Origin of the sequence: Kitasatospora sp. NPDC127035, assembly GCF_042726075.1 — a bacterium.
Taxonomy (GTDB): domain Bacteria; phylum Actinomycetota; class Actinomycetes; order Streptomycetales; family Streptomycetaceae; genus Kitasatospora.
Window position 1 is genome coordinate 20360 of sequence record NZ_JBHXDN010000050.1, and the last position, 22352, is coordinate 42711.

Consider the following 22352-nt stretch of genomic DNA (forward strand, 5'->3'; position numbering starts at 1 on the left):
TCAGGCCACCCCGATGCCGTAGAAGTCCGTGTTGGCGTCGACGTCCAGGACCAGACCGCTCACCTTGCCGTGCTGGGCGACGTCCATGGTGGCGATGTACGCCGGGAACGAGTACGCCTGCTCGACGATCCGCCGCTGCACCTTGCGGTACAGCTCCAGCCGCTGCCCCGCGTCGACGGTCGCCTGGGCCTGGTCCAGCCAGCCGTCGATCTGGCTGTCGCGCACCCGGGCGCCGTTGGCCCCGCCGCCGCCGAACTGGGACTTGGAGTGGTACAGGCTCTGCAGCAGGCTCGGGTCGGAGCCCTGCCAGGCGAAGGCGAAGACGTCGTAGTCGCCCTTGCCGGTGCGCCCGATGGAGCCGGCGGAGTCGAGCGGCACCAGCTTCAGCTCGATGCCGACCTGCTTCAGCGCGTCCTGGATGCCCACGTCGAAGGTGTGGTTCTGGGCGGACACGAAGGTCTGCACGTACGGCTGCTCGACGGTGAACCGCTTGCCGTCCTTGGTGCGGTAGCCGTCCGAGTCCCGCCCGGTGTAGCCGATCTCGTCGAGCAGCCGCTCGGCCTTCTCCTTGCTGAACTCCCAGGCCTTGGCGAGCGAGGCGTCGGCGCCGGGGGTCGAGGGCGCCAGCGGCCCCCAGGCCTGCTCGTACTCGCTCTGGAAGATGCCCTTGACGATGCCGGCGAAGTCGATGGCGTGCCGGGCGGCCTGACGGGCGCGGAGGTCGTCGAAGGGTGCGCGGGCGGTGTTGAGGTAGTACGTGTAGGGCACGCCGGGCACCGCCTTGCGGACCACCTGGACGCCGTTCTGGCCGCGCAGGCCCGCGAGCCGGTTCGCCGGTATCAGTTCGGCGGCGTCGACCTGGCCGGAGGTCAGCGCGCCGACCCGCGAGGCGTCCTCCTTCAGCAGCAGGACGACGATGCTCTCCAGCTTCGCCTGCCCCTGGTGGGCGGCGGTGGGCGGGGCCCACGCGTAGTCGGGCCGGCGCTTGAAGACGGCCTGCTGGCCGGGCGTCACCGACTCGAAGGTGAACGGACCGGTGCCGACGACGAACGGGCCGCCGGAGGAGAGGTCGCCCACGTGGTCGCGCAGCGCGACGGGGGAGTGGAAGCCGAGGAAGGTGCTCCCCACCGCGTTGAGGAGGGAGGCGTGCGGGGCCGTCAGGTGGACGGCCACGGTGCGCGGGTCGATCACCTCGGTGTCCTTGTAGGGGCCGAGCAGGCCCGCCGCCCGCTTGGAGGCCGTCTTGGGCGCCGTGATGTGGTCGAAGTTCGCCTTCACCGCCGCCGCGTCGAACGGCGTGCCGTCGCTGAACGTCACGCCGGTGCGCAGCGTGAAGGTGTAGGTCAGTCCGTCGGGCGACACCGTCCACGACTCGGCCAGCCACGGCTTGACCGTCCCGTCCGGCGCCAGCGAGACCAGCGACTCCAGCACCGGCCGCAGCAGCCGCCCGGTGACGGCGGTGGACGCGGCGTGCGGGTCCCAGCTGTCGGGCTCGACCGCGGCGCCGTAGCGCAGGGTGCCGCCGCCGCTCTTCGCGGAGGGCGGGGCGGAGGAGTCGGAGCAGCCCACGAGGACGGCCGGGCCGATGAGGCCGGCGACGGTGGCGGCAACGGGGAGACGGAGGAATCGACGTCTGCTGTACATGGGTTCTTTCTCGATCCTGCGCGAGGCGGGGGGAACGGTGGGCGGCGTCAGGCCTGCCCGCTCCGCGGGAGGAGGCGATGGCCCCGGCCGCGGACGATGCGACGAGTCTGGTGGCTCCGTCCGGGTCCGATCCCCCTGGCCGTCCCCCTATGAGGGCCCTGACTCCGGGGAGGGGGCCGTTCCGTTCCGGGGGACGCGCTCGGTGTGTTCGGAGGTGCGCGGGTGTGCGTGGCGGTGCGTGGGAGCTCGTGGTGCGGGTGGTGCGGGTGGTTCGGGTGTGGTGCCCCCGGCGTCCCACCCGCCGGGGGCGGTGCGGCCGTTCCGGGGGCCGGAACGGCCGCACCGGGACCGTCAGATCTGCGGCACGGGGGAATCCGCAGACTTGAGGTCCGGTCCGGGAGCGTCCTCGGCACCCTCCGCCGCGGCGGGGGCGGGCTCGGACGCGGGGCTGCGCAGGACGAAGGCGGCCACCAGGACGGCGATGCCCACGAACACGGCGCTGAGACCGTAGGAGAGGTGGAACCCGCCGGTGAGCGCCTCGGCCGGGCTGCGCTGCTCCCCGAGGAGCGTCGCCGTCCGGGAGGCGGCCACCGTGGCGAGCACGGCGGTGCCGATCGAGGCGCCGACCTGCTGGGTGGTGTTCACCAGACCGGAGGCGATACCGGCGTCGTTCGGCGAGTTGACCGACATGGCCTGGCCGATCAGCGCGGGCATGGCCGCACCGAAGCCGAGGCCGAGCAGGACGAACGGCGGGACGATGTCGATGAGGAAGGTGCCGTCGCTCGGCACCCGGGCCAGCAGCGCGAGCGCCGCCGCCACCAGCAGGAGGCCGCCGACCAGCACCTGGCGCGGGCCGAACCGCTGGTTCAGCTTCACCGCGAAGCCGAGTGAGACGACGGCGATGGTGACCGGGGCGGGGAGGAAGGCGAGGCCGGTCTTGAGCGCGTCGTAGCCCAGCACGTTCTGGAAGTAGAGCGCGGTGCAGAACTGGTAGCCGAACAGACCGGCGACCATCAGCACCATGATGGTGTTGGCGCCGGAGACCGACCGCGAGCGGAAGATGTGCAGCGGCAGCAGCGGCTTGTCCGCGTAGGCCTGGCGGACGACGAACCCGGCGAGCAGCGCCAGCGAGCCGGCCAGCAGACCGAGGGTGCGGATGTCGCCCCAGGTGTACTCCTCGGCCTTGATGATCGTGTAGACCAGCAGCATCAGGCCGCCGGTGGCGAGCACGGAGCCGATCAGGTCGGCGCCCTCGCGCAGTCCGAGCCCCTTCGCCCCGGGGACCACCCGCTGGGTCAGGACGAGCGCCGCCAGGCCGATCGGCACGTTGACGTAGAACACCCACGGCCAGCTGAAGCTCTGGGTCAGCACGCCGCCGAGGATCAGGCCCAGGGAGGCGCCCGCGGCCGAGACGAACGCGTAGGCCGCCAGTGCCTTGCCGCGCTCACCGGCGTCGGGGAACAGGGTGATGATCATGCCGAGGACGACCGCCGAGGCGAGCGCGCCGCCGACGCCCTGGACGAACCGGAACACCACCAGCGCCGTCGAGGTGGAGGCCAGGCCGCAGGCCAGCGAGGCGGCCGTGAACAGGCCCAGGCCCCAGGCGAAGACGCGCTTGCCGCCCAGCAGGTCGCCCAGCCGGCCGGAGAGCAGCAGCAGCCCGGCGAAGGCGATGAGGTACGCGTTCACGACCCAGGCCAGGCCCGACTGGGTGAATCCCAGGTCGTTCTGGATGGTCGGCAGGGCGACGGTCACGATGGAGCCGTCGAGGATGATCATCAGGTTGCCGGTGCAGAGGACCCCCAGCGCCAACCAGCGTGACCTGGATGGCTGGAGGGACGGCGGGGCATGCGTGGTCATCGGATTCCTTCGGGGGAATGGCAGGGAGGGGCGCCCGGTGGCGCCCGCGCTCCCTGAGGGCACTTCTTGTTACAGCGCCCATCATGTGTGACCATCAAGTCCACTCGTAAGGAGGCACTTTCATGTTCCAAGGGAACACCGATGTGATCGAGGCGGTCGGAGCCCCGGGCGCCGAGCGTGAGGTGTGCACCGTCCTGGAGGCGCTGAACCGGATCAGCGGCAAGTGGGCGATCGGGATCCTGCTCAACCTCAGCCACGGCCCGGTCCGCTTCACCGAGCTCGAACGGGCCGTCCCCGGCATCAGCCGCCGCATGCTCACCCTGACGCTCCGTAACCTCGAACGGGACGGCCTGCTGGTGCGGACCGTCTACGCGACCGTGCCGCCCAAGGTGGAGTACCGGGCCACCGCGATGGCCGACGAGCTCTACACCTCGCTGACGGGTCTCACCGCCTGGGCCGAGCGCCACCGTGACGCCATCGCCTCGTCCCGCGCGGCGTACGACCGCGAGCAGGACGCGGCGGGCGCCCCCGTCGACCTCTGAGCAGGCGCCCCGCCCCGCCGCGCCCGCCGCAGCGCCCGGGCGCAGCACGAGGCCGCCCCCGTCCCCACCGGGACCGAGGCGGCCTCGCGCCGCGGGCTACTCCGCCACGAAGGTGGAACCCGTCCATTCGAACACCCGCAGCTCGGACGTCCGGTGACGGACCGTCCGGTGCGAGCGGCGGAAGTGCTCGTAGCGGTTCCCGCGCGGCAGTTTGAGGACGTGCTGCTCCGCGTCGAGGAAGCGGAGCCGTTCGTGCTCCGGGAAGGCCTCCGCGGGGCCGCCTTCCAGAATCGCGTTCGGTGCGGTGTCGAGCGCCACGGCGTACTCCTGTTCTGAAGGTCTCGGTGGCTCTGCAGGGCCGGGACGGCGGGGCCGGCGCAGGGCGGGGAACCGGTGGGCCGCCGCACACCCGTGGGCGGGGCCGGTCGGCGGGGGACGGGCCGGTGCAGTTGCCGGGTGTTGCTGCCGGTGAAGGGGGCGACGGGTGCAGGCTTCTTACAGGAAGTTAGCAGTCCGGTAGTCCGCTTCTAACCCCTCAGATCCCCCTACGTTCGGTCACGTCCGACGTGCGCGGGCTGTTCGAATCCGCACCTCCGGGGCGGTCGGGGGCCCCGCAATCGACTTGCGCCGCCCCCGCGCGGTTAGGAAGGATCGTGGACCATGGGACACCTGGAAGCCTCGCATCTGGAGTACTACCTGCCAGACGGGCGGATCCTGCTCGGTGACGTGTCGTTCCACGTGGGCGACGGGGCCGTGGTGGCCCTGGTCGGCGCCAACGGGGCCGGCAAGACGACGTTGCTCAGACTGCTCTCGGGGGAACTGCAGCCGCACAGCGGGACGGTCACCTCCAGCGGCGGCGTCGGTGTCATGTCGCAGTTCGTCGGCTCGGTGCGGGACGAACGCACCGTCCGCGACCTCCTGGTGTCGGTGGCGCCGCCGCGGATCAGGAAGACGGCGGCGGCGGTCGACGAGGCCGAGCACCTGATCATGACGGTGGACGACGAGGCCGCGCAGATGAAGTACGCGCAGGCGCTCAGCGACTGGGCGGAGGCCCGGGGCTACGAGGCCGAGACCCTCTGGGACATGTGCACGACCGCGGCCCTCGGCATGCCCTACGACCGGGCCCAGTTCCGGGACGTGCGGACGCTCTCGGGCGGGGAGCAGAAGCGGCTGGTGCTGGAGGCGCTGCTCCGCGGTCCGGACCAGGTCCTGCTGCTGGACGAGCCGGACAACTACCTGGACGTCCCCGGCAAGCGCTGGCTGGAGAAGCAGCTGAAGGAGACCTCGAAGACGGTCCTCTTCATCTCCCACGACCGCGAGCTGCTGGCCCGCGCCGCGGAGAAGATCGTCGCGGTGGACCCGAGTCCGGCCGGATCCACGGTGTGGATCCACGGAGGCGGCTTCGGGACGTTCCACGAGGCCCGGCAGGCCCGGTTCGAGCGGTTCGAGGAGCTGCGCCGGCGCTGGGACGACAAGCACGCCCAGCTGAAGAAGCTCGTGCACGACATGCAGCAGTACGCCGCGCGCAGTGACGACATGGCCTCCCGCTACCAGGCGGCCAGGACCAGGCTGCGGAAGTTCGAGGAGATCGGCCCGCCGCCGGAGCCGCCCCGCCGGCAGGACATCCGGATGCGCCTGCAGGGCGGGCGTACCGGTGTACGGGCGGTGACCTGCCGGCACGTCGAACTGACCGGCCTGATGCGGCCGTTCTCGCTGGAGGTCTTCTACGGCGAGCGCGTCGCGGTGCTCGGTTCGAACGGCTCCGGCAAGTCCCACTTCCTCCGGCTGCTGGCCGGCGAGGACGTGGCCCACACCGGTGACTGGAAGCTGGGCGCCCGGGTGCTGCCCGGCCACTTCGCCCAGACCCACGCCCACCCCGAGCTGCTGGGGCGCAGCCTGCTCGACATCCTGTGGGCCGAGCACGCGAAGGACCGCGGCGGCGCGATGTCGGTGCTCCGGCGGTACGAGCTGGAACGGCAGGCGGAGCAGCGTTTCGAGAAGCTGTCGGGCGGTCAGCAGGCCCGGTTCCAGATCCTGTTGCTGGAACTCGCGGGCACCACGGCCCTCCTCCTCGACGAGCCGACCGACAACCTGGACCTGGAGTCGGCGGAGGCCCTCCAGGAGGGGTTGGAGTCCTACGAGGGCACCGTCCTGGCGGTCACGCACGACCGGTGGTTCGCCCGGTCCTTCGACCGGTTCCTGGTGTTCGGTTCGGACGGCGTGGTGCGGGAGACGCCCGAGCCGGTGTGGGACGAGCGGAGGGTCGAGCGGGCCCGGTGAGCGCGCCGTCGGCGGGCCGCCGGGCCCGGCCGTAGCAGGGGGACGGACGGCCCGGGCCGGCGGGTGGAGTCGTCACCCCACCCGCCGGCCCGGAGTCGTCGTCCGCGGTGCGCGGGTGTCAGGCGACGGAGCCGGTCGTACTCGGCCGGCCGGTCTCGATGTGGCCGACGAAGCGCTGGGACCAGGCGGGGTCGTTGTTGACGGTGACGGTGAAGTCGTACCAGCCCTGCGCGTTGCTGACCTGGTTGAAGTAGTCGTCCACGGCCTGGCCGGGGCCGACGGTGTAGGTCCAGGTGCCGGTGCGGTAGTGGTTCGAGGTGATGGTGAAGACGGCGGTGTCGGCCGGGCTGTCGTTGCGGAGCTGGAACCACAGGGCGACGGGGTCGTTGTGGGGGGCGAACCAGCTCTTCACCCTGGCGTACCGGCCCCTGCCCGCCCCGGTGTTGCCCTTGAAGCGGCGCAGGAACCGGTTGGGGCCGACGACGGTCAGGTCGTACTTGCCGCTGCCGTAGCCGCCCCCGATGTTGAAGAAGTCGGCGGTGGCGGCGTTCGGCCCCACGGTGTACTGCCAGGGGCCGCCGCCGCGGTAGGCGTTGGCGTAGGCGGCGAAGTGGGCGGCGCCGGTGGCCTGGGCACCGAGGTTCTCGATGGCGACCCAGATCTTCTGGGTGCCGCCCGCGTCGGTGCCCTCGTAGCGGTCCAGGTAGGCGTTGGTCTGGTAGGGCAGCGCGCAGGCGGCCTTGTTGCCCGGCTCCTGGGCGGGCAGCGTGCCGCTCGCGGGGGGCGTGGGGGCGCTGGTGGTGCTGCACGCCGTGCCGGTCATCAGGGAGTGGCCGGCGGGGACCACGGCGGGCAGGGCGGGGAGCGGGCCGAAGACCGGGTTGTCGAAGTCGAAGGCCGAGGTGAGGTCACCGCAGACCGCGCGGCGCCAGGCACTGATGTTGGGGCACTGCACGCCGGTCCAGGCCTCCAGGAACCGCAGGACGGAGGTGTGGTCGAAGACCTGCGAGTTGACGCGGCCCCCGCGGGTCCAGGGCGACACGATGGTCATCGGCACCCGGAAGCCGAGCCCGATCGGCAGGCCGTTGACGTGCTCGGTGGTGTCCCCGGTGTTGGCGGGGACGGCGGGCGGGACGTGGTCGAAGAAGCCGTCGTTCTCGTCGTAGGTGAGCAGGAAGACGGTGGAGTTGAAGATGTCCTGGTTCGTGTCGAGGGCCTCCAGCACCCGCTTGGTCATGGTCGCGCCCACGCTGGGGCTGGCGCTGGGGTGCTCGGAGTTGGCGTAGTCCGTGACGATCCACGAGACCTTCGGCAGCGTCCCGGCGGCCACGTCGGCGCGGAGCGCGGCGACCAGGGCGTCGGCCACGTCGCCGCCGCTGTAGGGGACCCCGGCCACGCCGCGCTGCCACAGGACCTTGTCCCCCGTGCCGTCCTTGGCGGGGTCGGAGGTCATGAAGGGGGCGAAGTACTCCAGGGCGTTGTCACCGTAGTTGCGGTCACCGGCCTTGTCGTAGACCTGGTACACCTTCCAGTCGATGCCCGCCAGCTGCAGGGCCTGCGCGTAGGTCTGCCAGTTCTGCCCGCTGCGGCGGAAGTCGCCGCCGTTGTGGCTGACCCGGTTCGCGCCCGGCAGACCGGCGCCGATGGACCCCGACCACAGGTAGTTGCGGTTCGGACCGGTCCCGGTCATCGACGAGCAGTGGTAGGCGTCGCAGATCGTGTAGGCGTCGGCGAGCGCGTAGTTGAACGGGATGTCCGCGCGGGAGTGGTAGCCCATGGTCATGCCGGTGCTGCTCTTGGCGGCGTACCAGTTGTTCATCCGGCCGCCGTTCCACGCGTTGTGCTGGTCGCTCCAGGCGTGCCCGCCGCCGTCGACCTTGCACTCGGAGCGCTCCCAGGTGTTCGAGCCGCCGCTCAGCGGCCAGGGGAGGATCGATCCGCTGCCCTTCGGCTGCTGGAAGACCGTCCGGCCGGAGGGTGCGGAGGTGGAGCCGGGCAGGTCGACGACGCTGTGGTCACCGAAGCCGCGCACGCCCTTGAGCAGGCCGAAGTAGTGGTCGAAGCTGCGGTTCTCCTGCATCAGGATCACCACGTGCTTCACCGGGGCCAGACGCGGATCCACGGCCCCCTGCACCGCCGCCGCAGGCACCGCCTGGGCCGCACCGGCCCTCCCGAGCACCGGCCAGCCCGCACCGGTGGCGGCCGCCGCCGCCGTCGCGCCGACCAGGAACTTCCGACGTCCGATACGTCGCTCCACGGACCTACTCCTATCGATGGGGGTGTCCGCCGGCACCTCCTCGGAAGAGCGGTCCGCCGAGCCGGTCGGCACGGTGGTGGTGGCCTGCGCGTCTCCGGGGGTGGTGGCCGGAGTCACGGTGGTGAGGGGGGCGGCGGCCAGCCCAGATTCGGCCCGACCGGTGTCCTGTCGGCCCTCGACGGGCGGTCCGGACGTGAACAGGGGGAGAACATCGACACGGGTTGGCTGGACAAGTCGGCCGGCTGCGCGGCGGTACCCGGGCCGGCCCGGAAAGGGACGGGGCTCCCCGGGCCGGGGCACGGGCGGCAGGATCCGGACGCCCCTGACCGGGCGCACCGAACCGAGGTCGACCTGCCACCACGCGTTCGCGTCGAGGTCGGCGTGGGTGATGGGCCCACCGGTCGCGCCGTCGACCGCCCGCCCCGCCGCCCGCTCGGAGGACCCCTCGTAGGTGGACGACTGGGTCGCGAGTTTCCCCCCGGCCGCGTTCACCGTGCGGTCGACGGGCGCACCGTACCGGCCGTCTCCGAAGATGTGGTCAGCCGGACCGGCGGTCCAGGGCCTCGTCGAGGGTGCAGGCCGCCATGATGAGCGACAGGTGGGTGAACGCCTGCGGGAAGTTGCCGAGCTGCTCGCCGCTGGGCCCGATCTCCTCGGCGAACAGGCCGACGTGGTTGGCGTAGGTGTGCATCTTCTCGAAGGTGTACCGGGCCGGTCGCAGGCGTCCGGCCCGGGCCAGCGCGTCCACGTAGAGGAAGGTGCAGAGGCTGAAGGTGCCCTCGGAGCCGCGCAGCCCGTCCGGGGAGGCCGCCGGGTCGTAGCGGTAGACGAGGCTGTCGGAGACCAGGGTGCGGTCCATGGCGTCGAGTGTGGACAGCCAGGACGGGTCCCGGGGCGAGACGAAGCCGACCCGGGGCATCAGGAGCAGCGAGGCGTCGAGCACCGCGTCGCCGCCGTAGTGCTGCACGTAGGCCCGGTCCTCCTCGCTCCAGCCGCGCTCCATGACCTGGAGCAGGACGGCGTCGCGGGCCTTCGTCCAGCGGTCGGTGTCGGCGGGCCGGCGGAAGGCGTCCGCCAGGCGCAGGCCGCGGTCGAAGGCGGCCCAGCACATCACCCGGCTGTAGGTGAAGTCCTGCCGGCCGCCGCGGGTCTCCCAGATGCCCTCGTCGGGGCGGTCCCAGGAGTCGGCCAGCCAGTCCAGGGTCCGGGTGAGCACCTTCCAGCCCCGGTAGCCGGCCTGGGTGGCGATCTCGCGGCCCTCCGACAGGGCGTACATGGCCTCGCCGTAGATGTCGAGCTGCAACTGGTCGGAGGCCGCGTTGCCGAGCCGTACGGGCGCGGAGCCGAGGTAACCCTCCAGGTGGCCGAGGATCTCCTCGGTCAGCAGCGGTTCGCCGTCGACCCGGTACATGATCCGGAGCGGCTCGCTGCCCTGCCCCGTCGCCTCGTGCAGCCGGTCACCGAGCCAGTGCGTGAAGGCGGTGGCCTCCTCGACGAAACCGAGGTCGAGCAGGGCCCGGACGGAGAGCGAGCCGTCCCGCACCCAGGTGTAGCGGTAGTCCCAGTTGCGCTCGCCCCCGACCTGCTCCGGCAGGCCCATGGTCGCGGCCGCGACCGGCGCGCCGGTGGGGGCGTAGGTGAGCAGCTTGAGGGTGATGGCGGAGCGGTTGACCATTCCGGGCCAGCGCCCCCGGTAGTTGGAGCCGTGCACCCAGCGCTGCCAGAAGTCGGCGACCTCCCAGAGCTGCTTCGTGATCCCGTCGACGGTGGGCGGCGGGGGCGGCGGCGGGTTCTGGCCGTCGGCGTCGCAGACGGTCAGGATGACCGCGGCCGACTCGCCGACGCTCAGCGTGACGGCGCCCCGCAGGTCGTCGCCGTCCCGCTCGACCGGGAAGGTGCTCTGGAGGTACGCGCAGACGCCCGGTGCGCGGAAGGCGGCGATCTCGGGGCGGAGGTCGAGGGAGTGGGTGGCCCGGCCGTAGTCGAACCGGGGACGGCACTCCATGGCGAAGCGCACGGTGCCGCGCACGCTGCGCACGGTGCGGACCAGGGCGTGCCGCCCGCTCGGGATCCGTCCGGCGTCCGGCGGCATCCAGTCGATGACCTCGCCCACCCCGTCGGGCGACATGAACCGGGTCACCAGGACGGCGGTGTCCGGGTAGTACAGCTGCTTGCAGGTGGCGTCCGGATTGACGTCCGCGAGCCTGAAGTAGCCGCCGCGGTCGTGGTCCAGCAGCGCTGCGAAGATGCTCGGGGAGTCGAACCGGGGAGCGGCGAACCAGTCGACGACGCCCCGCGAGGTCACCAGCGCGGCACACTGGAGGTCGCCGATCAGGCCGTGCTCGGCGATGGGAGGGTAGCGGTCCATGTGCGGTCCAAGGTCTGGGCGATCCCTTGGTCTCACTATCGGCCAGGACCGGCGGACGCGCCCGTTGCGGCCGGCGCGCCGCGAACCGGGAGCCCCGGCGACCGGGTCCTCAGCCCGCTGCCGGGGCGGCGGCGGGGGCGCCGGCCCGGGTGGTCAGCGCCGCCATCCGCAGGTGCCCGACGGCGTCGGCCGGGGTGAGCAGCAGCACCAGGGCCGACGGGTCGTCCACCGGGTGGAACGAGGAGAGGGCCAGCCGGACGGGTCCGGTGCCGGTCGGCTCCACGGTGATGGTGCGGGCGGTCAGGTCCGCCACCGAGTGGCATCCCCACCAGTGCCGCAGTTCCGGCGCGTCCGCGTCCAGGTGCCGGTAGACCTCCTCCGTCCGGGAGTCCGCGAGGGCCGGCCCGGCCTGTGCGCGGAAGTGCTGGAAGACGTTCATGGCCAGCGGCTCCCAGTCGTGCAGGACCTCGCGCAGCCTGCGGTCCACGGCCATCAGCCACATCAGGTTGCGCCGGTCCGCGGGCACGGCCTCGGGCGGGCCCCACAGCACGGCCCACGCGGTGTTCCAGCCGAGCAGGTCGAAGTGGCGGTCGACGAGCACGGCCGGGCTGGCCGGCCAGGAGTCGAGCACGGGCTGGACGGCGGCGGCGAGCCGGTCCGTCCCGGGGCCGTCGTGGGCGGCGGCGTCGTGGTGGCCCGCCAGCCGCATCGCGTAGCGGAGCCCGGCCGGGTCGAGCCGCAGCGCCCGGGCGACGGCCTCCAGCACCTGCCGCGAGGCGGGCACCCGGCCCTGCTCCAGCCAGGTGTACCAGGCGAGTCCGACGCCGGCCATCGAGGCGACCTCCTCGCGGCGCAGCCCCGGGGTGCGGCGGCGCGTGGTCGGGGTCAGCCCCACGTCGGCGGGCTTGAGGAGGTCGCGGTGGGCGCGCAGGAAGGCGCCGAGTTCCGCGCCGGCGACGGGGGTTGACACGGGTTCTGCTCCTCGGAGGGGCGTACCGCGGGCGGCCGCCGGGAATGGGTCGTGAGGAGGGGCGCCGGCGCGGGGGAGCGGGCGGAGGCCCGGGGGTCAGCGCGCGGCGCGCGGACGACAGAGCTCGTCGAAGCACCTGCGGTGCCACGAGCCGTCGATGCCGGCCAGGGTGAAGCCGGTCCGCCGATACGCCATGGCGCCACCCTAGGACCGGGGATCGCCGCTGGTCAAGGGCAGGACCGGGCACCCGGCGGGCCCGGCCGCGACGGTCACGGACGGGCACCGGACGAGTACGGGACGGGCCCCGGACGAGGCTCCGACGGGCGCCGGACGGCCCGCCGGGGGCGGCGCCGCCCCCGCCCCCGGGCCGCGCCCGCAGCCTATGACCAGCGGTAACAGCACAAGCGCCTGACTGGCTGTCCGGCCCGGCGGCGCGCAGGCTTCCTGACATCCGCCGGAGCCCCCGGCGGCGGCGCCGGCCGTTCGCCCGCACCGCCGCCGGGCCGCCACCGCCACCCCGTACGGCCCGCCCCGCCCGGTCCGCGCCGACCCGGGGCGGCCCCCGGCCGGACCCAGTGCCCGGAGCCGGAAGGAACCCCCGCAGATGCCCGCCCCCGCCCACCCGCCGGTCGCCGGACCGCCCGGTGCCCCGCGCCAGGGAGCCCGCGGATGACCCGGTTCCTGCTGCGCCGGCTGCTGCTCGCCGTCCCCACCGTGCTCGGCGTCACCGTCGTCGTCTTCGCCACCGTGGCCCTCGTCCCCGGAGACCCGGTCACCGCCTTCCTCGGCCCCGGGGCCCCGCCCGAGGCCCGCGCCGAACTGGCCCGGCGCCTCGGTCTGGAGGAGCCCCTTCCCGTCCGCTACCTCTCCTGGTTGGGCCACGCGGCGACCGGCGACCTCGGGACGTCCGTCTCCGCCCAACGGCCCGTCACCGACCTGCTGCTGCCCGCGCTGGGGCAGACCCTGACCCTCACGGCGGCGGCCTTCGTCCTGGTGCTGGTGGGCGGGGTCCTGCTCGGCGCGATCGGCGCGCTCGACCCGCGGGGGGCCGGCGGCCGGCTCTCCGGGGCGCTGTCCACCCTGGCCGTCTCGGCCCCGCAGTACTCGGTGGCCCTGGTGCTGATCGCGGTGCTCTCGGTGCAGCTGCGCTGGCTGCCGGCCGGCGGTACGCACGACGTGTTCGGCGCCGGCGGCCCGGCCGACCTGTTGCGTCACCTGGTCCTGCCGGCCGTGGCGTCCGCGCTCGTACCGCTCGGCCTGACCGCCCGCGTGTTCAGGACCGCCCTCGGCACGGTGCTCGCCGGGGAGCTCGCCGACGGGCTGCGTGCCCGGGGGCTGAGCCGGGCGGCCGTCCTGCGGCACTGCGTCCACAACGCCTCACCCGCCCTGCTGACCATCGGCGGGCTCCAACTCGCCTACCTGCTGGAGGGCGTGGTCTTCGTGGAGACGCTCTTCGCCTGGCCCGGCCTCGGCCGGCTGCTGTACGACGCGCTGTCCGCCCGCGACCTGCCGCTCGTCCAGGGCGGGGTGCTGGTGGTGGCCGTCGCCTTCGTCGGCGTCAACCTGCTGGTGGACGCGGCGCACGCACTGATCGACCCCAGGGTGAGGAGCTGACGATGCCCGGGACGACCCCGACGCCCCCGCCGGTGGAGGACCCGACGCCCCCGCCGGTGGAGGACCCGCCGACGAAGTCCCCGCTCCCGCCGGCCCGGCCGGCCCGGGCCCTGCTGCGCCGCACGGCCCTCGCCCTGCCCGTCACCGCCGTCGTGCTGCTCCTGCTGCTCGCCGCGGCCGCCCCGCTGGTCGCGCCGTACGACCCCGCCGCCGGACACCTCCAGGACCGCCTGCTGGACCCCGGCGCCCCCGGCCACCCGCTGGGGACCGACGGCCAGGGCCGGGACATGCTGAGCCGGCTGGTCTGGGGCACCCGGACGTCGCTGACCGCCGGGCTCCTCCCGGTCGCCGTCGCCGGCACGGCGGGCACCCTGCTGGGCATCGCGGCCGGCCTCGGCGGCCGGGTGCTCGAACAGGCCCTGCTGCGGACACTGGACGTGCTGTACGCCTTCCCCGGGGTCCTGCTGGCCATCGCCGTGGCCACCCTGCTCCGGCCGGGACTCGGCGCCACCGTGCTCGCCCTCTCCGTGGTCCTCACCCCGGCCGTCGCCCGGGTCGCCTTCACCGAGGTGCGGCGGATCCGGACCGCCGAGTACCTGGAGGCCGCCCGGGTGAGCGGAGCCGGCCTGCCGACCCTCGTCCTGCGGCAGGTGCTGCCCGTGGTGGCCCCGGTCGTCCTCGTGTACTGCTCCTCGCTCGTCGGCCTCGCCGTCGTGTACGCCGCCGGACTCTCCTTCCTCGGGCTCGGCGTCGCACCTCCCACCGCCGAATGGGGCGCCATGATCGACGAGTTGAGGCCGAGCCTGCTCACCCACCCGTGGGTGGCGGTGCTGCCGGCGCTCACCGTGCTGCTGGTGTCGGTGGTCTTCAACACCCTCGGCGACACCCTGCGCCGGAGGGTCGGCGACACCGGGTGGAGCGCGCTGCCGGAGACCGTCCGATGAGCCCGACCGACCTCCTGGAGGTCACCGACCTCTCCGTCGTCCACCCGGGTCCGGTCCGGGCCGTGGACGGGGTGTCGCTGGCGCTCGCACCCGGCGCGGCGCTCGTCCTGCTCGGTGAGTCCGGCAGCGGCAAGACCACCCTGGCCCGCACCCTGATCGGCCTGCCCGGCCGGTCCGCCCGCGTCACCGGGCGGATCAGCCTCGCCGGTACCGAGCTGTCGGCCCTGGACGAACGCGCGCTCTCCCGGGTGCGCGGGCGGCGGATCGGCTACGTCCCGCAGGACCCGGGCGGCTCGCTGGACCCGCTGCGCCGCATCGGTCCCCAGCTCGCCGAGGTGCTGCGCCGGCACCGGATCACCCGGGACCGCCGGGCCACCGGCGACGCGGTGGTCCGGCTGCTCGCCACGGCCGGGATCCCCGACCCCGAACGGGTGGCCCGCGCCTACCCCCACGAGCTCTCCGGCGGGCTGCGGCAGCGCGCCGCGATCGCCGTCGCGATCGCCTGCGGCCCCGACCTGGTGATCGCGGACGAACCGACCACCGCCCTGGACGCGCTGGTGCGCGGCCGGATCCTCGACCTGTTCGCCACCCTGCGCGCCGACTGCGGCATCGCGCTGCTGCTCGTCACCCACGACCTGGCGGTGGCCCGCCGGGTGGGCGGCGACGTCGCGGTGATGCGCGGGGGACGCGTCGTCGAGGCCGGGCCCGCCGCGCGGGTGCTGTCCGCGCCCGGGCACCCCTTCACCGCGGCCCTGCTCGCCGCCGACCCCGGAGCCCGCCGATGACCGAGCCCGCACCCGCCCTGCTGGAGGTCCGCTCGGTCGTCAGGCACTTCGCCGGCCGGCCCGCCCTCGACGGGGTCAGCCTGAGCGTCGCTCCCGGCGAGGCCGTGGGCCTGGTCGGCGAGTCCGGTTCGGGGAAGTCCACGCTGGCCCGGCTCGCCCTGGGCCTGCTCGCGCCCGACGCGGGCACCGTCCGGTTCGCCGGCCACGACCCGTACCGGCTGCGCGGCGCCCGGGACCGCTCCGTCCGGGCCCGGCTCCAGTTCGTCCCGCAGGATCCGCGCGGCTCGCTCAACCCCGCGCTGCGGGCCGGTGAGGCGGTGGCCTTCGCGCTGCGGCTGCACGGCACGCCCCGGGCCGAACTGGCGGAGGCCGTCGCCGGGCTGTTCCGGCAGGTCGGGCTGGATCCCGCGCTGGCCCGCCGGTACCCGCGCGAGCTGTCCGGCGGGCAGCTCCAGCGGGTCGCCGTCGCCCGGGCCCTGGCGCCCGGGCCCGACCTGCTGGTCTGCGACGAGCCGACCTCCGCGCTCGACCTCGGCTCCCAGCTGCGGCTGCTGGACCTGCTGACCGGCCTCGGCGAACGGACCGGGCTCGGCTACCTCTTCATCTCCCACGATCTCGCGGTCGTCCGGCACCTGGCCGACCGGGTGCTCGTGCTGCGGTCCGGGCGGGTGCTGGAAGAGGGCCCGGTCGCCGACCTCTGGGAGTCGCCCGCACACCCCTACACCCGCGCGCTGCTCGAAGCCGCCACCGGACACGCCCCCCGTCCGGACCCCGCCGACTGACCCGCACGCCCCCACCGCACCCCGCCCCCACCGCACCCCGCAGCCCCGCAGCCCCGCAGCCCCGCGCACCCCGCACCCGCACACCTGCAGACCGAACGAGGAAGCACCATGACGCACCGTCGCCACCGCACCGTCCGTTCCAGAGCCGCCGCCCTCCCGGCCGCCGCCGCCCTGCTGCTCGCCGCCACCGGCTGCGTGTCCGGCCCGGGGTCCGGCGGGTCCGCCGACACGGGCGGCGGTGCGGAGCGCGGCGGCACCCTGGTCATCGGGGCCACCGGCAAGCTCCCCAACCCCGACACCGTCATCGGCGGCGCCGGCTTCGAGGGCAAGCGCCTGGTCGGCTTCCAGATCTACGAGGGCCTGACCCGCTACGAGCTGCTCAAGGACACCGACCGGCCGCCGGTCGTCACCGGTGCCCTCGCCGAGTCCTGGGAGGTCGCCGCGGACGCGAGGACCTGGACCTTCCGGCTCCGCAAGGGCGTGACCTTCCAGGACGGCACGCCGTTCGACGCCGACGCGGTGGTCTTCAACCTGGACCGCTACCTCGACCGGAACAGCCCCGAGTACACCGACGCGCTCGGCGCCGCCGCCAAGGAGTACGCGGGCGGGATCGTCTCCTACCGCAAGACCGACGCCGACCACGTCGAGCTCGTCACCAAGGACCCCAACGGCCACTTCCCCGAGGACCTCGCACACGTCCTCATCGCCAGCCCCACCGCCGTCCGGAAGACCGGCTCCGCGAACTTCGCCGAGCACCCGGTCGGCACCGGCCCGTTCTCCTTCGTCTCGCAGACCGAGGGACAGCAGATCGAGCTCGCCGCCAACCCGGCCTACTGGCGCGGCGCCCCCAAGCTCGACCGGCTGATCGTCAAGTCCCTCCCGGACGCCGCCGCCCGGACCGCGGCCCTGCGCTCCGGCGGAGCCAACTGGATCGAGTACCCCAACCCGGACGACATCCGGACCCTGAAGTCCGACGGGGCCACCATCGCCGCCAACAGCTACGACCACCTCTGGTACTGGATCCTGGACACCGCCAAGGGCCCGTGGCAGGACCCGAGGGTCCGGCAGGCCGCCAACTACGCCATCGACCGCAAGGCGATCGTCGAGAAGCTGCTCCAGGGCACCGCCGACCCCGCCTACCAGGCCGCGCCCCGGGCCACCGGCGCGTACGACCCGGCCGGTGACCTCTACTCCTACGACCCGGCCAGGGCCAGGCTGCTGCTCGCCGAGGCCGGCGTCCCGAACGGCTTCTCCACCTCGGTCACCGTCCCCACCGCGGGCTCCGGAAACCTGCTGCCCGTCCCCATCGCGGAGGCCCTCCAGCGGGACCTCGCCGCCGTCGGCATCAAGGTCGAACTGCGCACCACCGACTGGGGCACGCTGATCGGGGCCGAGGCCAAGGGCCAGGTCGCGCTCGGCTCGGACGCCGTCGCGCAGTCCACCACCCTGTTCCAGTCCGAGGCGCTGCTGCCGCTGTTCGTCGGCTCCAAGAGCCCCTTCTGGACGGGCGGTTACAGCAACCCGAAGGTCGACGCCCTGCTGGCGTCCGCCGCCGCCTCGCCCGACCGGGCGAAGCGGACCACCGACTACCGCACGGCGCTCTCGCTGGTCACCCAGGACGCGCCCTGGCTCTTCGTCGTCAACGACCGCAACCCGCGGGCGCTCGCGCCGAAGGTCCAGGGCCTGGTCCAGCCGCAGTCCTGGTTCCTCGACCTGACCACGGTCTGGGTCCGCCGCTGAACCCCGCCCCTCCCCGCGCAGCCCGCCCCTCCCCTCCCCGCACCGCACCGGGGCGGCCCGCACCGGGCCGCCCCAGGAAGGCCACCGCCCCGATGACCGCCCCGATGACCTCGCCGCCCCGTCCGCACGACCCGCCCCGCTGGGGCATCACCCTCCCGCTGCCGGGACTGTCCCTCGACCGGCACCGCTTCCTCGTCGAACGCCTCCCCGACCTCGGCTACACCGACGTCTGGACCGGTGAGGGCGGCGGCTCCGACGCCTTCACCCCGCTGGCGGCCGCCGCCGCGTGGTCCCCGGGCCTGCGGGTCGGCACCGGCATCGTGCCGGTGCACACCCGCGGCCCCGCCGTGCTCGCCCAGACCGCCGCGACGCTCGCCCAACTCGCCCCCGGACGCGTACTGCTGGGCATCGGGGCCTCGGTGCCCGCCCATGTCACCGACATCAACGGCATCCCGTTCGACGAGCCGTTCAAACGCACCCGGGACGTCCTGCGGTTCGTCACCCGGGCCCTGCGCGGCGAGCACGTCTCCGGCGACTTCGACACCTTCTCGATCGCCGGCTACCGGCTGCCGGAGCCGCCGGCCGAACCGGTCAAGGTGATCCTCGGCGCGCTGCGCCCCGGCATGCTGCGGCTCGGCTTCACCGAGGGGGACGGCGCGATCACCAACCTGCTGTTCCCCGAGGACGTGCCGAAGGTGCTGGACGCCGTCGGCCCGCAGCCGCCGGGAAAGGAGCTGGTGGTCAAGGTCTTCGTCTGCCCGACCGAGGACACCGAGCACGCGCGCCGCGCGACCCGCCCGTTCCTCGCCTGGATCCTCAACCGGGAGCCGTACCGGAAGTTCCACGAGTGGCTCGGGAACGGCGAGCTCCTCGCCGAGACCCACCGGCGCTGGGAGGCGGGCGACGTCGAGGGCGCGCGGCGGGCGCTCCCGGACGAGGTGGTCGACGGGCTGTTCGTCAGCGGCTCGCCGGAGGAGTGCCGCCGCCGGATCCTGCGCTACCACCGCCCAGGCGTCACCACCATCCAGCTGTACGTCTCGCTGCCGCCCGAGGTGCTCGCCGACCGGAACCGGCTGCTGGACACCCTCGCCCGTCTCGGCCCGGGCGCCGCGGGCTGACCGCCCGGCAGCGCCGTCAGCCCGCGACGTCCTCGTCGGTCAGCGGCTCCAGGACGCCCCGCGTGTCGAGCCGGTAGAGCACGGTCACGGCCGGGCCGATCAGGAGCAGCGCGACCAGCGACACGACGAGCATCCACTGCAGGGTGGCACTCGCCCCGACGGCCTGACGGACGGTCAGTGACGTGGGCACCAGGTAGGGCCGCTGGGCGACGCCCCAGGCGGCGACCGCCAGGGCGACGGCTGCCACCGCGCTGTACCGGGCCCGGCCCGGGGCGGGCCCGCCGACCAGGACGACGGTGACCGCTCCGGCCGCCGCCGACAGCAGGACGAGCAGCAGCCCCCAGCCGTGGGTGAGCCCGTGGTGCACGTACGAGGCGTCGTCGGCGGTCACGACGAGGCCCACCGCGCCGACGACCAGCAGGGCCCCGACGGCGATCCGGGCGCGCACCCGGAAGTGGCCGACGAGGTCGTGGGCGCCGAAGCGGCGGGCGTCCGCGGTGAGGAAGACCGCGCCGAGCACGGCGGTCGCGCAGACGGCGAGCAGCCCGGCGGTCACCGACGTGGCGTTGGCCCAGGCGTCGGCGGAGGCGGTGGTGCCGGGGGAGACCCGGCCGGAGGCGACGCTGCCGACGACGGTGCCGAGGAAGAACGGGGCGAGCAGGGAGGCGACGGCGAAGGTGGCGCCGTAGACCCGGCGGGCGGCGAGAAGGCGGGCGGGTTTGCGCAGGGCGAACCCGGCGCCGCGCAGGACCATGCCGACGGCGGCGAGCGCCAGGGGCAGCCACAGGGCGGTGAAGACGGTCTGGAAGAACTCGGGGAAGCCCGTCCACGTCAGCACCAGGACGAAGACCAGCCAGACGTTGTTGACCTCCCAGACCGGTGCCATGGCGTGGTCGATCAGCCACCGGGGGCGCCTACCCCGCTCGGCGCCCCCGGCCAGCAGGTCCCAGAACCCGGCGCCGTAGTCGACACCGCCGCCGCAGGCGTAGGCGGCGATGGCCAGCAGGAGCACCCAGGAGAGGATGTCGGCGGTCACCCGGCACCTCCGGGGGTGTGCCCGGGACCGGCTTCCGCAGGGGGCGGCTGCGCCCCGGCGCCGGCCGGTTCGTGGCGCGGGCCGTAGGGGGTGTCCGTTTCCGGGTTCTCGGCCGCGGCCTCACCGCCGTCGGCCAGGCGCCAGCGGGTGCGCATCTTGAGCAGCACGGTGAGGAACGCCCCGAAGACGAGGACGTAGACCACCACGACGACGCCGAACATCGTCCACAGGGAGGCCGCGCGGGTCGGCGTGACCGCCTCCGAGACGCGCATGTTCTGGTAGACGATCCACGGTTGGCGCCCGACCTCGGTGGTGATCCAGCCGCACTCCACGCAGAGCATGCTGGCGGCGCCGGCGAGGGCGGCGCAGCGGAAGAACCAGCGGGACCGCGGCAGGTCGCGGCGGCGCCACCAGCACCAGGCGTACCAGAGGGCCAGCACGATCAGGAGGCTGCCGATGGTCGCCATGATGTCGAACGCCCAGTGCACGATGGTGGCCTGGGTGGCGGTGGGGCGGTCGGCGGCGGGTACCGAGGCGAGGCCGGTGACCTGCGTGTCCGGCCTGAATCCGGCCAGCACGGAGTCGAGTTGGGGGATCCTGAGGCCGCCCTTGACGGTGCCGTCCTCCTGGAGGCGGCCGAAGAGGTACTCCGGCACATGGGTGTCGGTGTCCCAGACCAGCTCGGTGGCCGCGAACTTGACCGGCTGCTTCTGGAAGACCTGCCGTGCGATGTTGTCGCCGAGGAAGAACTGCAGGGGGGTGAGGACCGCGGCGACGGTGAACGGCACGGTGAAGCCGAGACGGTGGTAGCGGCCGCGGCGGCCGCGCAGCCAGCCGACCGCGTAGACCCCGGCGACGACGTACCCGGCGGTGAGGAACATCGCGACGGTGAAGTGCCAGTACTCCGGCCCGAAGATCGGGGTGAAGATCGCCTGCCGGACGTCGACGTTCACGGGATCGCCGTCCGCGTCGAGGGTGAAGCCCTGCGGGGTGTTCATCCACGAGTTGGCGGCGATGATGCCGAACGCGCCGAGGAGGGCGGTGAGCGGCAGCGGCACGCCGAGCCAGAAGTGCGTCCACGGCTTCAGCCGGCGCCAGCCGTAGAGGTAGATCGCGATGAGGATCGCCTCCAGGAAGAACGCCCAGGCCTCGACGCCGAATCCGAGGCCGAAGACGTCTCCCCAGCGGCCCATCATGCCGGGCCACAGCAGGCCGAACTCGAAGGACAGGATCGTGCCGGTGACGACGCCGACGGCGAACTGCACGGCCATCACGGCCGACCACCGCCGCGCCAGCAGCAGCGCCGTCGCGTCGCCCCGGCGCAGGCCGCGGTGGTGCATCACCAGGGTGATGAACGGCAGCGCCACGCCGAACGGCACCAGCAGGATGTGCGAGGCGAGGGTGAACGCCATCAGCTCGCGGGCGGGGAGGAGCTGCGCCGGGGTGCCGGCGAGGAGCTGGGTCGCGGTGTCCACCTGCGGGTCAGCCTCCGGTGGCGAAGCCGGGGAAGAGCGTCATGCCGCCGTCGACGTAGATCGTGGCACCGACCACGTAGTCCATCAGGTCGGAGGCCAGTACGGCCACCGTACGGGCGATGTCCTCCGGGTCGCCGACCCGGCGGTACGGGATCAGCTTGAGCAGGTCGGCCTCCGACTCCGGGGTGTCCCAGGCGTCGCGGTTGATCGGGGTGCGGATGGCGCCGGGCGCGACGGCGTTCACCCGGATCCCCTGCGGGGCCAGCTCCTGCGCCAGGGTCTGCATCATCATCAGGACGCCGCCCTTGGAGGCCGCGTAGTTGACGTGGCCCGCCCAGGGGATGATCTGGTGGACCGAACTCATGCACACGATCTTGCCGGCCGAGCGGGACACCTCCGGGACGACGCCCCGGCGCACGAACTCCTTCGCGGCCTCGCGCGCGCACAGGAACTGGCCGGTGAGGTTGACCTCCAGGACCTTGTTCCACTGGTCGAGCGTCATCTCGGTGCTGGCGGCGTCACGCTGCAACCCGGCGTTGGCCACCAGGACGTCGACGGTGCCGAACTCCTCGACCATCCGGCCGACCATGGCGACGACCTGGCCCTCGTCGGAGACGTCCGCCTCGTGTGCGTACGCCCGCACGCCGTACGACCTGATCTCCTCGGCCACCTCCTCCGCGGCGTCGCGGCCGGCGACGTAGTTCACGACCACGTCGGCGCCCGCACGGCCCAGCCCGAGCGCCGTCGCCCTGCCGATCCCCGAGTTCGCGCCGGTGACCAGGGCCTTCTGGCCCCGGAGGATGGGCGGCAGCTCCGAGCGCGGCTCGTCCGCAGGTGAGGCCATGGTCGTCTCCCGTTCGTGGGCTCCCGTTCGGTACGGCGCCACGGTGCCGCCGCCGCCCGCGGGTCGGGGTTCGGCCCGCCGGTCGCTGGGCCG

The 22352-nt window shown here is 73.7% G+C and carries 17 protein-coding genes; 8 read left to right on the forward strand and 9 right to left on the reverse strand.

The features are described 5' to 3' along the window. Both ACFWIC_RS28580 and ACFWIC_RS28585 read right to left on the reverse strand, forming a co-directional pair. Entirely contained in the window at positions 1-1644 is a 1644-nt protein-coding gene (locus ACFWIC_RS28580; RefSeq protein ID WP_380361260.1) for an ABC transporter substrate-binding protein, read from the reverse strand. Positions 1645-1995: 351 nt separating this feature from the next. Beyond that, positions 1996-3504, reverse strand: a complete 1509-nt coding sequence (locus tag ACFWIC_RS28585; RefSeq protein WP_329952844.1) for an MFS transporter — start codon at positions 3502-3504, stop codon at positions 1996-1998. A 122-nt stretch (positions 3505-3626) separates the two neighbouring features. Between ACFWIC_RS28585 and ACFWIC_RS28590 the strand changes: the two genes are divergently transcribed. Next, positions 3627-4046 carry a helix-turn-helix domain-containing protein gene (locus tag ACFWIC_RS28590; RefSeq protein ID WP_329881612.1) on the forward strand — a complete coding sequence of 140 codons (420 nt, stop codon included), beginning with the start codon at positions 3627-3629 and terminating at the stop codon, positions 4044-4046. Between the two features lie 96 nt (positions 4047-4142). Here the strand turns inward: ACFWIC_RS28590 and ACFWIC_RS28595 are convergent, their stop codons facing one another. Next, positions 4143-4364, reverse strand: a complete 222-nt coding sequence (locus ACFWIC_RS28595) for a DUF5988 family protein (RefSeq protein WP_329952845.1) — start codon at positions 4362-4364, stop codon at positions 4143-4145. 342 nt (positions 4365-4706) lie between these two features. Here ACFWIC_RS28595 and ACFWIC_RS28600 point away from each other — a divergent pair, with 342 nt between their 5' ends. Continuing rightward, positions 4707-6326 (forward strand): ATP-binding cassette domain-containing protein, encoded by a 1620-nt coding sequence (locus ACFWIC_RS28600; RefSeq protein ID WP_329881614.1) that lies wholly within the window; start codon positions 4707-4709, stop codon positions 6324-6326. Positions 6327-6444: 118 nt separating this feature from the next. Here the strand turns inward: ACFWIC_RS28600 and ACFWIC_RS28605 are convergent, their stop codons facing one another. The 3 genes from ACFWIC_RS28605 to ACFWIC_RS28615 all read right to left on the reverse strand — a co-directional run bounded on the left by ACFWIC_RS28605 (position 6445) and on the right by ACFWIC_RS28615 (position 11921). Continuing rightward, positions 6445-8583, reverse strand: coding sequence for a phosphocholine-specific phospholipase C (locus ACFWIC_RS28605; RefSeq protein ID WP_380520336.1), 2139 nt, complete (start codon positions 8581-8583; stop codon positions 6445-6447). A 538-nt stretch (positions 8584-9121) separates the two neighbouring features. After that, positions 9122-10951, reverse strand: a complete 1830-nt coding sequence (locus ACFWIC_RS28610) for a glycoside hydrolase family 15 protein (protein ID WP_355406539.1) — start codon at positions 10949-10951, stop codon at positions 9122-9124. Between the two features lie 109 nt (positions 10952-11060). Further along, positions 11061-11921 (reverse strand): helix-turn-helix domain-containing protein, encoded by an 861-nt coding sequence (locus ACFWIC_RS28615; protein ID WP_380520337.1) that lies wholly within the window; start codon positions 11919-11921, stop codon positions 11061-11063. Between the two features lie 669 nt (positions 11922-12590). Between ACFWIC_RS28615 and ACFWIC_RS28620 the strand changes: the two genes are divergently transcribed. The 6 genes from ACFWIC_RS28620 (at position 12591) to ACFWIC_RS28645 (ending at position 18904) form a co-directional block, all read left to right on the forward strand. Then, positions 12591-13535 (forward strand): ABC transporter permease, encoded by a 945-nt coding sequence (locus tag ACFWIC_RS28620; RefSeq protein WP_380520338.1) that lies wholly within the window; start codon positions 12591-12593, stop codon positions 13533-13535. 2 nt (positions 13536-13537) lie between these two features. Continuing rightward, on the forward strand, positions 13538-14479 hold the full coding sequence (locus tag ACFWIC_RS28625) for an ABC transporter permease (protein ID WP_380520339.1): 942 nt from the start codon (positions 13538-13540) through the stop codon (positions 14477-14479). Next, positions 14476-15264: an ABC transporter ATP-binding protein gene (locus ACFWIC_RS28630; RefSeq protein WP_380520340.1), complete on the forward strand. Its 789-nt coding sequence runs from the start codon at positions 14476-14478 to the stop codon at positions 15262-15264. Before ACFWIC_RS28625 ends, ACFWIC_RS28630 begins: the two co-directional genes overlap by 4 nt. Then, positions 15261-16046 (forward strand): ABC transporter ATP-binding protein, encoded by a 786-nt coding sequence (locus ACFWIC_RS28635; protein ID WP_380356271.1) that lies wholly within the window; start codon positions 15261-15263, stop codon positions 16044-16046. Before ACFWIC_RS28630 ends, ACFWIC_RS28635 begins: the two co-directional genes overlap by 4 nt. 108 nt (positions 16047-16154) lie before the next feature. Continuing rightward, positions 16155-17786, forward strand: a complete 1632-nt coding sequence (locus ACFWIC_RS28640) for an ABC transporter substrate-binding protein (protein ID WP_380520341.1) — start codon at positions 16155-16157, stop codon at positions 17784-17786. A 92-nt stretch (positions 17787-17878) separates the two neighbouring features. Then, positions 17879-18904 (forward strand): LLM class F420-dependent oxidoreductase, encoded by a 1026-nt coding sequence (locus ACFWIC_RS28645; RefSeq protein ID WP_380520342.1) that lies wholly within the window; start codon positions 17879-17881, stop codon positions 18902-18904. A 16-nt stretch (positions 18905-18920) separates the two neighbouring features. Here ACFWIC_RS28645 and ACFWIC_RS28650 read toward each other — a convergent pair whose 3' ends face one another. The 3 genes from ACFWIC_RS28650 to ACFWIC_RS28660 form a co-directional block, all read right to left on the reverse strand. After that, positions 18921-19940, reverse strand: coding sequence for a cytochrome d ubiquinol oxidase subunit II (locus tag ACFWIC_RS28650; protein ID WP_380520343.1), 1020 nt, complete (start codon positions 19938-19940; stop codon positions 18921-18923). After that, complete coding sequence (locus tag ACFWIC_RS28655) at positions 19937-21352, reverse strand: cytochrome ubiquinol oxidase subunit I (protein WP_380356325.1); 1416 nt, start codon at positions 21350-21352, stop codon at positions 19937-19939. The genes ACFWIC_RS28650 and ACFWIC_RS28655 overlap by 4 nt, the downstream gene beginning before the upstream one ends. Positions 21353-21422: 70 nt before the next feature. Further along, on the reverse strand, positions 21423-22259 hold the full coding sequence (locus tag ACFWIC_RS28660) for an SDR family oxidoreductase (protein ID WP_329881625.1): 837 nt from the start codon (positions 22257-22259) through the stop codon (positions 21423-21425). Between the last annotated feature and the right edge of the window lie 93 nt (positions 22260-22352).